The sequence below is a fragment of the Bradyrhizobium sp. HKCCYLRH3097 genome (assembly GCF_051167875.1).
Taxonomy (GTDB): domain Bacteria; phylum Pseudomonadota; class Alphaproteobacteria; order Rhizobiales; family Xanthobacteraceae; genus Bradyrhizobium.
The window spans coordinates 91,498-104,511 of record NZ_JBNPTX010000016.1 but is presented as its reverse complement, the minus strand read 5'-3'; the positions used below and the strand labels follow the sequence as shown (position 1 = coordinate 104,511).

Annotated in this window: 9 protein-coding genes; 5 read left to right on the top strand and 4 right to left on the bottom strand. The window is 64.5% G+C overall.

Features of this window, described 5'->3' with window-relative positions:
- Position 1 precedes the first annotated feature (1 nt).
- Genes glgX through treY form a run of 3 tightly spaced genes read left to right on the top strand, consistent with a single transcriptional unit; the run spans position 2 to position 6,640 of the window.
- Positions 2-2,077: a glycogen debranching protein GlgX gene (glgX, locus tag ACQR0U_RS29780; protein WP_315750201.1), complete on the top strand. Its 2,076-nt coding sequence runs from the start codon at positions 2-4 to the stop codon at positions 2,075-2,077.
- Complete coding sequence (gene treZ / locus ACQR0U_RS29775; RefSeq protein ID WP_434862875.1) at positions 2,074-3,840, top strand: malto-oligosyltrehalose trehalohydrolase; 1,767 nt, start codon at positions 2,074-2,076, stop codon at positions 3,838-3,840. Before glgX ends, treZ begins: the two co-directional genes overlap by 4 nt.
- 1 nt (position 3,841) lies before the next feature.
- On the top strand, positions 3,842-6,640 hold the full coding sequence (treY, locus tag ACQR0U_RS29770) for a malto-oligosyltrehalose synthase (protein ID WP_434872363.1): 2,799 nt from the start codon (positions 3,842-3,844) through the stop codon (positions 6,638-6,640).
- On the opposite strand, the gene ACQR0U_RS29765 is transcribed toward treY, so the two are convergent.
- Positions 6,641-6,952: a polyhydroxyalkanoic acid system family protein gene (locus ACQR0U_RS29765; protein WP_315717996.1), complete on the bottom strand. Its 312-nt coding sequence runs from the start codon at positions 6,950-6,952 to the stop codon at positions 6,641-6,643.
- Positions 6,953-7,122: 170 nt separating this feature from the next.
- Between ACQR0U_RS29765 and ACQR0U_RS29760 the strand changes: the two genes are divergently transcribed.
- Positions 7,123-7,287: a DUF3309 family protein gene (locus ACQR0U_RS29760; RefSeq protein WP_006614022.1), complete on the top strand. Its 165-nt coding sequence runs from the start codon at positions 7,123-7,125 to the stop codon at positions 7,285-7,287.
- 48 nt (positions 7,288-7,335) lie between these two features.
- Here ACQR0U_RS29760 and ligD read toward each other — a convergent pair whose 3' ends face one another.
- The gene (gene ligD, locus ACQR0U_RS29755; RefSeq protein ID WP_434872362.1) at positions 7,336-10,026 is read right to left on the bottom strand and encodes a DNA ligase D; all 2,691 of its coding nucleotides are present in this window, start codon (positions 10,024-10,026) and stop codon (positions 7,336-7,338) included.
- A gap of 642 nt (positions 10,027-10,668) precedes the next feature.
- On the opposite strand from ligD, the gene ACQR0U_RS29750 reads away from it, so the two are divergent.
- Positions 10,669-11,550, top strand: a complete 882-nt coding sequence (locus ACQR0U_RS29750) for a Ku protein (RefSeq protein WP_316226459.1) — start codon at positions 10,669-10,671, stop codon at positions 11,548-11,550.
- A 237-nt stretch (positions 11,551-11,787) separates the two neighbouring features.
- Here the strand turns inward: ACQR0U_RS29750 and ACQR0U_RS29745 are convergent, their stop codons facing one another.
- Complete coding sequence (locus ACQR0U_RS29745) at positions 11,788-12,066, bottom strand: DUF6496 domain-containing protein (RefSeq protein ID WP_315750196.1); 279 nt, start codon at positions 12,064-12,066, stop codon at positions 11,788-11,790.
- Positions 12,067-12,249: 183 nt separating this feature from the next.
- Positions 12,250-12,429 carry a hypothetical protein gene (locus ACQR0U_RS29740; RefSeq protein WP_315738670.1) on the bottom strand — a complete coding sequence of 60 codons (180 nt, stop codon included), beginning with the start codon at positions 12,427-12,429 and terminating at the stop codon, positions 12,250-12,252.
- Positions 12,430-13,014: the final 585 nt, after the last annotated feature.

The window sequence follows — 13,014 nt, the reverse complement described above, 5'->3', positions numbered from 1 at the left end:
AATGCGCCTGGCCGCTGGAAGCCACGCCCGTCTCGGAGCAACCTGGGACGGACGGGGGACCAATTTTGCCCTGTTCTCCGCCAATGCCGAGAAGGTCGAGCTCTGCCTGTTCGACAGCCAGGGCCGGCGCGAGATCGAGCGCATCGAACTGCCGGAGCGGACGGAGGATGTCTGGCACGGCTATCTCAACGATGTCTCGCCGGGGCAGCTCTATGGCTACCGTGTCTACGGTCCTTACGAGCCGGAGCAGGGCCACCGCTTCAATGCCAACAAGCTGCTGCTCGACCCCTATGCCAAGCGGCTCGCCGGCCGGCTGGTCTGGAGCGACGCCCATTTCGCCTACCGCGCCGGCTCGCCGCGCGAGGATCTCTCGTTCGACCGGCGCGACAACGCCCGCGGCATGCCCAAGGCTGTCGTCATCGACGAGACCTTCAACTGGGGCCGGCGCGAAATGCGGCCGCAGATCCCGTGGGAGGACACGATCATCTACGAGGCCCATGTCAAGGGCCTGACCAACAAGCGCGACGACGTCCCACCCAATCTGCGCGGCACCTATGGCGGGCTGTCGTCGCCGGCGATGATCAAGCATCTGAAGCGGCTCGGCGTCACGACGATCGAGCTGCTTCCCATCCACGCCTTCATCGACGACCGCATGCTGGTCGAGAAGAAGCTGGTCAACTACTGGGGCTACAACACGATCTCGTTCTTCGCGCCGGAGCTTCGCTACGCGCAGGACAATCCGCTCGATGCCTTCCGGACGACGGTGGCAAGGCTGCACGATGCCGGCATAGAGGTCATGCTCGACGTCGTCTACAACCATACCGCCGAAGGCAACCATCTCGGACCCACCCTGTGCTATCGCGGCATCGACAACGCGTCCTACTACTGGCTGAAGCCCGACAATCCGCGCTTCTACGACGATTTCACCGGCTGCGGCTCGTCCGTTAACCTGACGCATCCGCGTGTGCTCCAGATGGTGATGGACTCGCTGCGCTACTGGGTGGAGGTCTGCCACGTCGACGGCTTCCGCTTCGACCTTGCCACCACCCTGGCGCGCGAGAAGCACGGCTTCGACCGGCGCAGCGGCTTTCTCACCGCGATCCGCCAGGACCCGGTGCTGGCGAGCGTCAAGCTGGTCGCTGAGCCCTGGGACGTCGGTCTCGGCGGCTATCAGGTCGGCGCATTCCCCTCGCAATGGTCCGAATGGAACGACCGCTATCGTAGCGCCATGCGTCGCTACTGGAGCGGCGAAGGCAGCCTGATCGGCGAGGTGTCGAGCCGCATGACCGGCTCGTCCGACATCTTCAACCATGACGGCCGCACCCAGCGCGCCAGCGTCAATCACGTCACCGTCCATGACGGGTTCACGCTGGCCGATCTCTTCAGCTACAACAGCAAGCACAATGAAGCGAACGGCGAGGACAATCGCGACGGCTCCAACGACAACCACAGCAACAATTTCGGTCATGAGGGGCCGACCGACGACGTGACGATCACGGCGCTGCGGCGGCAGTCGCGCAAGAACCAGCTCGCCTGTCTGTTCCTCGCACAGGGCCTGCCGCTGCTGCTCGCAGGCGACGAGGTCGGCAACTCGCAGCATGGCAACAACAACGCCTATTGCCAGGACAACGAGGTCGGCTGGGTGGACTGGAGCGGCATGGGCCGCGAGGGCGATGATCTCATCGACTTCATCGCGCACATGACCGAGCTGCGCCGCCGCTTCGGCCAGATTCGCGCGCGCCGCTGGCTCGATGGCCGCCGCCCGGACGGCAGCTTCGGCGTGCTGTGGCTGACGCCTTCGGCGGAGGAGATGACGCAAACCGACTGGACCTTTCCCGACGGACGATTTCTCGCCTATGTGCTCGCTCCGGTGGAACAGGAACAGGCTCCGATCTTTATCGTTCTGAACGCGGCCCCCGAAGAGATCGGATTCAAATTGCCCAAGCTTGCCGAGTACAAGACGTGGCAACAGGTCCTGAACACCACCGAAGCCCAGCAGACGCCGATCGATTTCGCGTCCGGTGCGGACCTCAAGGCCCCGTCCCGCTCCGTGCTGGCGTATGCGGGCCAGTCATGAACGGCCGTCAATTCGGACCTCGGCTCACGCAGGACGGCACGACGTTCCGGCTGTGGGCGCCTGCCGCCAGGCGCGTCGATCTGATCCTCGACGTCAAGCATGAGATGCAACGCGGGGATGGCGGTTGGTATTCGCTCGACGTCGCCGGCGCCGGCGCCGGCACGCGGTATAAGTTCCGTATTGACGATGAGCTCGACGTTCCAGATCCCGGCTCGGATTTCCAGCCGGAGGATGTCTCCGGCCCGAGCGAAATCATCGACCACCGTGCCTACACCTGGCGCTCCGAAAACTGGCGCGGTCGTCCATGGCAGGATGCCGTGTTCCTCGAAAGCCATGTCGGCACCTTCACGACGGAAGGCACCTACCGCGCAATGATCGACAAGCTCGATCATCTCGTCGAAACCGGCATCACCGCGCTCGAACTGATGCCGCTGGCGGACTTCGCCGGCTCCCGCAACTGGGGCTATGACGGCGTGCTGCTCTACGCGCCGGACAGCGTCTATGGGCGTCCCGATGATCTGCGCGCGCTGATCGACGAGGCGCATCTGCGTGGCATCATGGTGTTTCTCGACGTCGTCTACAATCACTTCGGCCCGGAGGGAAACTACATCGGCCGCTATGCGCCGACCTTCTTCACCGACGCGCATACGCCGTGGGGCAGCGCGATCGACTACCGGCTCTCCGAAGTGCGCGCCTTCGCGATTCAGAACGCGTTGCATTGGCTGACGGACTATCGCTTCGACGGCCTGCGCTTCGACGCCGTGAATCACATCCTGTCCAACGAGGGTGAGATCCCGATGCTGCACGATCTCAGCGCCGCCGTGGGCAAGCTGGTCGAAGCAACCGGGCGGCACATCCATCTCGTGCTGGAAAACGGCGACAACCGCGCCAGCATGCTGGATTCCGCAGAGGAGCCGCCGCGCGGCAAATTTCGCGCGCAGTGGAACGACGACTATCATCACGCCTGGCACGTGATCCTGACCGGCGAGAGCGGCGGCTATTACGGCGACTACCAGCAGGCGCCGCGCCGCGATCTCGCTCGCGCGCTCGCCTCCGGCTTCGTCTACCAAGGCGAACCCGCGGCATTCTGGGGCGGCGATCCGCGGGGCGAGCCGAGCGGTCATCTGGCCCCCGGCGCGTTCGTCAACTTCCTGCAGAACCACGACCAGATCGGCAACCGCGTGTTCGGCGACCGCCTGGAGGCGCTGGCGTCGCCGGAAGGGATCGCGGCGGCACTCGCGGTGACGCTGCTCGCGCCCACCGTCCCGATGCTGTACATGGGCGAGGAATGGGGCTCGAAGCAGCCGTTCCCGTTCTTCTGCGACTTCCAGGGCGACCTCGCGCATGCCGTGCGCAACGGACGCCGCAGAGAGTACGAGTGGGCGTACGCCAAATATGGCGACGAGGTTCCCGATCCGCTCGACATCGAAACCTTCCAGTCCGCAATCATCGACTGGGACTCCCGCAATGAGTCGCCGGGGCGCGAGCGTCTCGCGCTGGTGCGCGCGCTCCTTGCGGTGCGTCACAAGGAGGTTGCGCCGCGGCTTCCGGGAGCGAAATTCGGCGAGGCGGACGTGACCGATGACGGTCGCCTGAGCGCGCATTGGCTGATGGGCGATGGCAGCCGGCTAAATCTGCTTGCCAACGTCTCCGACAAGGAACTCGCGGCTTCGCCGACCGGCGTCCCGGGCACCCCGATCTGGGGCGGCACGCCTGGAGACCGCCTGCCGCCGTGGTCGGTGTTCTGGAGCATCGGGGGATAGCATGCCTCCGGCCATTCCCCTCGCGACCTATCGCCTGCAGCTCACGGGTGATTTCAACTTCGAATCGGCCGCACGCGTCGTGCCATATCTGAAGGCGCTCGGGATCAGCCACGTCTACGCTTCGCCCTTCATGACGGCGCGGAAGGGCTCGACGCATGGCTACGACATCACCGATCATTCCAAGCTCAATCCCGAGCTCGGCGGCGAGGACGGCTTTGCGAAACTGTGCGCGGCGCTGAAGCAGCACGATCTCGGCCTCATCCTCGACTTCGTGCCGAACCATGTCGGCGTGCATTTCGACGACAATCCATGGTGGCTCGACGTGCTCGAATGGGGCCAGGCTTCGCCGCACGCCGCCTCGTTCGACATCGACTGGGACCAGTTGCCGTACCGCGCGCGCGGCGGCGTGCTGCTGCCGATCATCGGCACCTCCTACGGCCACGCGCTCGAACATGGCGACATCGAGCTGCGCTATGATCCGGACGAAGGCTCGTTCTCCTGCTGGTACTTCGAGCATCGGCTGCCGATCGCGCCGGAGCGCTATGGCGAGGTACTGCGCATCATCGTCAAGGAGGCCGGTGACGAGAGCAGCGAGGCCGGCAAGGCGATCCTCGACCTGGCGTCGCGCTATCGCGGCTTGCGCCATCCGAACCGCAAGGAAGCGCCGGCGTTCAAGGCGGCCCTCAAGGCCATTCCCGGCGCGGCCGACGTCATTGCCCAGGGGATCGCAGCCTATAAGGCCGGCGACCGTGGTGCGCAGACGCTCGCTCTGCATCATCTGCTGGAGCGACAGCACTACAAGCTCGGCCATTGGCGGCTTGCGTCCAGCGACATCAACTACCGCCGCTTCTTCGACGTCAACACGCTGGCGGGCCTGCGCGTCGAGGATGCCGGCACGTTCGAAGCGATCCACCGGCTGGTCAAGAAGCTGATCGCGGATGGCCAGTTGCAGGGTCTGCGGCTCGACCATATCGACGGCCTGCGCGATCCCGCACAATATTTCCAGCGCCTGCGGCGGCTGATCCGCGACGCTCGGGGGCCCGCAGCCGGGCCGTTCTACGTCGTCATCGAGAAGATTCTCTGCGAGCACGAGAAGCTGCCGGGTTTTGCCGGCGTGCACGGCACCACCGGCTACGAGTGGATGAACGTCATCACCCAGGTCCTGATCGACGGCAAAGGTCTGGAGCCCTTGGACGAGATCTGGCGCCAGATCAGCAACAAGCCGCCGAAGCTCGCGCCTGTGATCAAGGAGGCCAAGCGGCGCGTGCTGGAGACTCTGCTGACCAGCGAGTTCACCGTGCTGACCCGCCTGCTGGCGCGCATCGCCAACGGCCACTACTCGACGCGCGACTATTCGGAAGACATCCTGCGCCAGGCGCTTGAGCTGTATGTTCTTCACTTCCCGGTCTATCGCACCTATCTCACCACAGCCGGCCCGACCGAGACCGACCGCAAGCTGATCGACCACGCCATCGCAGGCGCCCGGGCCGAATGGTTCGCCTCCGACGGCTCGATCTTCGAGTTCCTGCGCGATGCGCTGACCATGGATCTCATCAAGCGCGACCGCAGCACCAACCACAGCGTCCCGCGTGTGCGCCGCTTCGCCCTCAAGGTGCAGCAGCTCACCGGGCCGATGATGGCGAAGTCGCTGGAGGACACCGCCTTCTACCGCTTCCACCGACTGCTCGCGCTCAACGAGGTCGGTGGCGATCCAGCGGCGCATGCTCTGGCGATCGCCGACTTCCACAAGCTGATGCGGGACCGCGCCAGGCATTGGCCGCACGGCATGACCGCCACTGCTACCCACGACACCAAGCGCGGCGAGGATGCGCGCACGCGGCTCGCCGCCATCACCGAGCTGCCCAACGATTGGACGTCCGCGATGGCGCGCTGGAAGACCTTGAACGCGCCGCACGTCATCACGGATGGCAAAATGCGCGCGCCCTCGGCGGCGTTCGAATACATGCTGTACCAGACGCTCGTCGGCATCTGGCCGGCAAGCGGCACCGATGGCACCCTGCCCGAGCGGCTGCAGGCCTATGCGCTGAAGGCCGCGCGCGAGGGCAAGGAGGAGACCAGCTGGCTCAATCCGAACGAGGCCTATGAGAACGGCCTGCGCGCCTTCATCGACCGCATCCTGGATCGCGAGCGCTCGTCCGAGTTCCTGCAGTCGCTGGAGACGCTTTCCAGGCGACTCGCTTTGCTCGGCGCGCTGAACTCGCTGACCCAGCTCACGCTGAAGGCGACGATGCCCGGCGTGCCGGATTTCTATCAGGGCACCGAGTTCTGGGACCTTTCGATGGTCGATCCGGACAACCGCCGCCCGGTCGATTTCGCCGCGCGTGAGCACGCGCTGCGTGCGTGCGAGACTCCCGACTGGGCCCACCTCGCGGACCGTTGGCCGGACGGCCGCATCAAGCTCGCCTGGACGCGGGAGCTGCTGAAGCTTCGCAACCAGATGCCCGCCGTGTTCACCGACGGCTCCTACGAGCCGCTCGAGGTGAGCGGACGTCATGCCGATCACGTCATTGCCTTCGCACGGCGGCGTGGGCGCGACGCCGTCGTCGTCGTCACCGTGCGCAACTTTGCACCCTTCACCGACGGTGGCCGGGTGTGGCCCCACGCAGATGGTTTCGAAGCCGAGGTTCATGCCCGCGGCTACATACCGGGGGACATGCAGGACGGCATCCTGGCGGTGTCCTCCATCTTCACGCATTTGCCTGCAGCGGCGATCCCGGCGCGGACCGACGCGGCAGCCCACCCGCCTGGTCGACGTCGGACAGCAGCGGCCCCGACCTGATCAGCTCTTCTTCGTCAACAGCAACTGGCCGCGGCTGCGGATCGCGGATTGCGCCGCCTCGGCAAAGCGCTGCAGCAGCCAGGGCAGCACGACCTCGACACGCACGTGATCGTCGGCGACGTCGACATGGCCCGACGCCGCCTGACCGAGCGCGCGAACGCGAAAGATCATCTTGTCGCCCTCCCAGCGCTCTTCGTCGACCTTCAGGACCGGAACGCTGGTCGCGGCGCGGCTGAGACCGGCCTGGAGCCGGCGCACGGCCTCGTCCTTGCCGAGGCGATGCGGAATGGAAACGACAAGCGGTCTTGACATCGCGATCTCCTGACTAACAACCCTCTCTACGTAGTCATCAGTGGCTACGACCGCAAAGACACAATCCGCATTTTAGCTGTTCCCTTACGGAACTTTCGAAGTTCCGGCCAGTTTTCTCGTCGACGGCAGAGCACGTTGTCGCCCCGCTGCCGGGCACTGGAGGGAAGCACATGTCCATCGGAACTATCATCCTGATCATTCTCATCATCGCCCTGCTCGGCGGCTTCTCCGGCATCGGCGGCGGTCCGTTCTACGGCACCGGCTACTACGGCGGCGGCGGTCTCGGCCTGATCATCGTCATCGTGCTGATCCTCGTCCTGCTCGGACGTATCTGATCTTCTGATGCGATCGGACTCGGGCAGACGGCACGTCTGCCCGAGCGACTACGACGTCTCTGCGAGCGTCTTCATGGCCGCCTTGATAGAGCCAGCGGCATCTTCATAACCATCCCACGCCTTGGTCTTGGCCAGCAGCGCCGGTACGGTGCGGACGGTGTAGCGCTCGGGTTCGAGCCCGTTCTTCACCTGCGCCCAGGTCAGCGGCATGGACACGGTGGCGCCTTCGCGAGCGCGCGGCGACAGCACGGCGACCGCCGTCGACATCCGGTCGTTGCGCAGATAGTCGAGGAAGATCTTCCCCTTGCGCAGCTTCTTCGACATGTTGAGCAGGTACTGCTCCGGGCGGTCGTTCGCCATCCATTGGCACACGCCCTGTGCAAACGCCTTCGCTTCGGGCCAGCTCACCTTGTCGCGCGCGCCGTGCAGCAACGGCGTCACCACATGCAGACCCTTGCCGCCCGTGGTCTTGCAGAAGCTCTCGAGTCCGAGGCTCTTCAAGCGCTGGCGCATCTCCTTGGCGGCCGCGATCACCTCCTCGAACGCGACGTTCGGCGCCGGATCGAGATCGAACACCAGCCGACCCGGCACGTCATAGGCGTCCGGCGCGCAATTCCATGGATGCAGCTCGACGGCGGCGACCTGGGCCACCGCGATCAATCCTTCGACGCGGTCGATCTGCAGATATGGTTTGCGGTCGCCCGAGACCTTGACCAGCTCCAGCAGGTCCGACATGCCCTGCATGCCGTGCCGCTGGAAGAATTTTTCGCCACCGATGCCATCAGGCGCACGCACGATCGAGCACGGCCGCCCCCTCAGATGCCCGATCATCCAGTTGCCGACGGCTTCCAGATAGGTCGCAAGATCAAGCTTGGTGACGGGCTCGCCGTCGCCGGCGTCCGGCCACAGCGCCTTGTCGGGCTTGGAGATCGCAACGCCCATCACGGTCGCCGAGCCCTTCGTGCGTGACGGCGTCTTGTGCAGCGTGGTGCCGACGGTCGCGACGCTCGCGGCGGCCCGCGCCACCGGCCTGGCAACCTTCGTCGTCATCACCGGCGCCTCGGCAACGACCTCGCGGGCCGGCTTGTCCTCGCGCAGTCCCTTGAACGAGGCCTGCCTGACATTGCCGTCGCCGGTGAAGCCGGCAAACTCGATCTCGGCGACCAGCTCGGGCTTGAGCCAATGCACGTCACGCGTCTTGCGCGGCGCGTTCTTGCCGCTGAACGGGCTCTTGTCGGATGCCGCCGCCTTCAGCGCCGGCATGATCTCCTTCACCGTGTCCTGGCCGAAGCCGGTGCCGACGATCCCGACATAAGCGAGATGATCGTCCTTGTTGACGCCGACCATCAACGATCGGAATTTGCCGTTGGTCGTCTTCCAGCCGCCGATGACGACCTCGTGGCCGGGCCTGGTCTTGGCTTTGGTCCAGCTCTCCGTCCGTCCCGAATGATAGGCCGAGTCCAACTTCTTCGAGACGATGCCTTCGAGGTTCAGCTTGCGCGCCGACTCCAGCACGGCTTCGCCGTCGCTCTCGAAATGCTCGACGTAGCGGATCCGCGGTGTCTTGCCCTTGATATGCGCCTTCAGCAGCTTCGCCAGCCGTGCCTTGCGCTCGCGCAAAGGCTGGCGGCGCAGGTCGAACTCCTCGGCGAACATCAGGTCGAAGGCGAAGAAGATCAGCTCGTCGGTTTCACCCGCCGAGATCGCCGCCTGCAGGGCGGAGAAGTTCGGATTGCCGTCCTTGTCGAGCGCGACGATCTCGCCGTCGATGATCGCGTCCGGCAGCTTCGCAGCCTCCTCCGCAATCGCGCCGAACTTGGCGGTCCAGTCCAGGCCCTTGCGGGTCTTCAGGGTTGCCTCGCCGCCCTCGACCCTGATCTGCACGCGGTAGCCGTCGAACTTGATCTCATGCCCCCAGCCCTCGCCGCTCGGCGGTTGCGCGACCGACGTGCAAAGCTCGGGCGGCACGAAATCGGGCAGCGACGATACCGTCTTCGGCGCAACGCGGGCCTTGGTGCCGTTTGCCTTCGCGGCCCTCGCTTTCGGCGATGAGGCCTTCGTAGTCGGCTTGGTTTCGCTGTCACTGCGGTTGGAGTGCCACACCGCATCCGCGTTCATGCGCTGCGTCTTGGCGAGCATGAACGGCTTCGGCGCCTTGCCCTTGCCGGCCGCGATCTGCTCCATCGTGCGGCCCGAGGCGACCGACTTGTCGGCATCCAGGATATCGTTGGCCTCGCCTTCCCGGGCAAACTCGTCGCGATGCTTGATCAGCAGCCAATTGGTCCGCTTGCCGCCGGTGCGATCGTGGCGCATCCGCACCAGCACCCAGCTGCCATGCAGCTTTTCGCCCTCGAGAGTGAATTTGAGATCGCCCTTCTTGAACCCGCGCTCCGGGTCCTCGCTGTCCCAATAGCCGCGGTCCCACAGCATGACGGTGCCGCCGCCATACTCGCCTTCCGGGATCGTACCTTCGAAATCGCCGTAGTCGAGCGGATGATCCTCGACCTCGACCGCAAGTCGCTTGTCGTGCGGATCGAGCGACGGCCCCTTGGTGACGGCCCACGACTTGAAGACGCCGTCGAATTCGAGCCGCAGGTCGTAGTGCAGGCGCGTTGCGTCATGCTTCTGGATGACGAAGCGCGGCCGCGCCGTACGCGCGACCTTGGCGTCGCCGGACGGCTCCGCCGTCTTGTCGAAATCGCGCTTCTTGCGATAGGTGGAAAGCTTCCCGAGCGCCACGGTGATCCCTCGCGTTGAGTGGTAGCGTAGCAAAGCCGGCGAACTCGTGGAACCGGCCGCATCGGCAGGATAACTTCGGGCAAAGTTCCGCGTTCCCGCGGCTCATGGAGGGCCCAGGCTGTGCTGGCGTCCGCCCTCTGCCAGTCGAGAGGGCGCGCAGGGAAGGCCGGGAGCTCGCCGCCCCCATGGCCCGCCTGCAGAAAGAAATGCAGGCGGCAGGTACCACAGGTGCAGCCGAGACATCCCGGCCCTCCCTGCGCGACGGCTTTAACGGCTGCTTCGCGTTCTCCCCGGTGCGCCGGGCTTGTTGGCCACCGTGTCACGACAATGCGCCTGCGCGCATTGCGCTGGATACCAGCATCGGGGTATCAGGACCGCGCGACTTGACCGTGCATGCCGGATTGTTCGTCGGCGCGACTGAATCACGCTGCAACCCGGCACACCCATCGCATTCCGCTGCCGACGTCCGTGACGACCGCGATACGTCCCCTCCGACGCAACGGAACGGTCCGGACCATAATGCTGATTTTACGAAGTCGTCAAGCGAATTATTTTTTCCCGAAGCGACCTTCGCCGGGCTCATGGAACCCACACCGATGCTTGCCCGTTGCAGCCTCGTTCGGATTGTCCAAGGAGACCACGATGGCCCCCCGCGCCTACTGGAAAGGCTCGCTCAAACTCTCGCTCGTCAGCTGCCCCGTCGTGCTCTATCCGGCGTCGACGTCGGTCGAGAAGACGCGCTTCCATCTGATCAACCGCGAGACTGGCAACCGGCTCAAGCAGCAGATGGTGGACGCCGAGACCGGCGACATCGTCGAGGGCGACCAGAAGGGCCGCGGCTATGAACTCGCCAAGGGACAGTATGTCGAGATCGAGCCGGAGGAGCTCGAGGCGGTCCAGATCGAGAGCAACCATACGATCGACATCGATAGCTTCGTGCCGCGCGACGAGATCGACCAGCGCTATCTCAACCACCCCTATTACATCGCCCCCGACGGCAAGGCGGCGCTCGACGCCTTCGCGGTTATCCGCGACGCCATGAAGGACCAGGAGCGCGTGGCGCTGGCGCGGATCGTGCTGACCAACCGTGAGCACGTCATCGCCATCGAGCCGATGGGCAAGGGCATGCTCGGCACCACGCTGCGCTTTCCCTATGAGCTGCGCGACGAAGCCGAGTTCTTCGACGACATCAAGGCGCCGAAGATCAGCAAGGACATGGTCGAGCTGGCCGGCCACATCTTGCAGACCAAGGCAGCCCATTTCGACCCCTCGGAGTTCAAGGATCAGTACGAGACCGCGCTGAAGGCGCTGGTGAAGCGCAAGGCCTCGGGCAAGCCGATCAAGCTGCCGGAGCCGGCGGAGCGGCCCGACAACGTCGTCAGCCTGATGGATGCGCTGAAGCAGAGCCTGAACGGCAAGAGCCGAAAAAAGACAGCGCGTGCGGCGTCGCGGCGGACGAGCACGCATCGACGCCCGGCGAAGAAGGCGCATCGGTCGGCGGCGCGGCAGAGGAAGGCGGGGTGAAAGCCAGCAGCTGCCTGCGTGGCGCAAGCGGCCTCCACACCCACCGCCGTCGTCCCGGCGAACGCCGGGACCCATACTCCGCGGCGGGTGTTGTAAGACAAGACTTGTCCCACATCCCGCGCAATAACATCTCCCTGGGGTTATGGGTCCCGGCGTTCGCCGGGACGACAGCGGAGAATTTTGCGACGGCTGCGGGTCATGGCGTGCGCGATGATCGTAGCCCGAATGATCGCCTCGTCAGCTCTTCTTCGACTTCTTCTTCGTCGTTTTCTTGGTAGTCTTCTTCGTGCTCTTCTTGCTCGCCTTCTTGGCCGTCTTCTTCGCCGAGGCCCTCGCGCTCTTTTTCGCGGGCACCTTCTTGCCTTCGCGGCGCGCCTCCGACAGGCCGATCGCGATGGCCTGCTTGCGGCTCTTGACCTTGCGACCGGAACCGCCGCTGCGCAGCGTGCCGGCCTTGCGCTTCTTCATGGCCCGGCCGACCTTGGCCGATGCCTTGCGCGAGTATTGTCGTGCCATGAACATCCTCCCGATTGCGACACGTAAACCGCGTCGGCGAGACGAAAGTTCCAAAGCGCAAGCTGATGCCGCGTACCTCCACCCATGCTTTCACGATCGCGGGAATCGAAGCCCGCCGATACATCGAGATTCCAATGCAGCTTCGCGCTCGTCGTTTCGATGACGGATAGACCGAGAAGCCAATCAGACGTTCTGATCCGCCGCATGAGGCGCAACTGGACAAGGCGACGTTCCGAATGATGCGTCCCTGGCCTCTTCCTCAGTCAGCAATTTCAGGAGCACCGTCCGCTTGGACTCATCGTTGAATTCAGCGAGACGTTTCCTGAACAGGATGAGGTTCTGCAGATGAATGTATTCTTCCATGACCGACCTCACTGATGGGAGCCAAGAACGACGTCGATGGACGAACGGCAAACGAAATCCAGGTGTGCAATATCTTTGATCTCATCGGGTCTTCCGAACCCGTCAAGGTCTGGATCTTGTGCTGCGATCTCGAACAGTCCCTGCAGGCTGAAAGATCGAACGCGCAGAACCCCTCACCGGGACATAGGCCGGCCTTCATGCCGAAGCGGCACTGCAACGCGTCGGGCTGACCTTGATTGAGATGAATTTCAGGCATGATGCTCTTCCCGGTATCGCCGATGACAATCTCTGCGCCGCAGTCGGCAGCCTCGTCCCCCCAAATTCAGATCGTGTTCTGACAAGCCGAGACATGGCACGTCCCGTGTTTACACCGTCGTGCATGCAAACGCACGATCAGCTGCGCCGATGAGGTGGCACGACCGCGGTCTCGATCATCCGTTGATCCAGAGAACGGGCGCCAGCGGACGTACTGTGCCGCAGCGCGAGATGACCGGCTGGTCAAAATTGCTCGAAAATATAACGAAACGAGCTGATGCCGCCCGCGGGACACGCAAGCTCGCCCATCGAATGGCGATGCCAACGCCC

Excerpts from the sequence above, each read along its gene's own strand:
- glgX (WP_315750201.1), top strand. The coding sequence starts at position 2 with ATGCGCCTGGCCGCTGGAAGCCACGCCCGTCTCGGAGCAACCTGGGAC.
- treZ (WP_434862875.1), top strand. The coding sequence starts at position 2,074 with ATGAACGGCCGTCAATTCGGACCTCGGCTCACGCAGGACGGCACGACG.
- treY (WP_434872363.1), top strand. The coding sequence starts at position 3,842 with ATGCCTCCGGCCATTCCCCTCGCGACCTATCGCCTGCAGCTCACGGGT.
- ACQR0U_RS29765 (WP_315717996.1), bottom strand. The coding sequence starts at position 6,952 with ATGTCAAGACCGCTTGTCGTTTCCATTCCGCATCGCCTCGGCAAGGAC.
- ACQR0U_RS29760 (WP_006614022.1), top strand. The coding sequence starts at position 7,123 with ATGTCCATCGGAACTATCATCCTGATCATTCTCATCATCGCCCTGCTC.
- ACQR0U_RS29750 (WP_316226459.1), top strand. The coding sequence starts at position 10,669 with ATGGCCCCCCGCGCCTACTGGAAAGGCTCGCTCAAACTCTCGCTCGTC.
- ACQR0U_RS29745 (WP_315750196.1), bottom strand. The coding sequence starts at position 12,066 with ATGGCACGACAATACTCGCGCAAGGCATCGGCCAAGGTCGGCCGGGCC.
- ACQR0U_RS29740 (WP_315738670.1), bottom strand. The coding sequence starts at position 12,429 with ATGGAAGAATACATTCATCTGCAGAACCTCATCCTGTTCAGGAAACGT.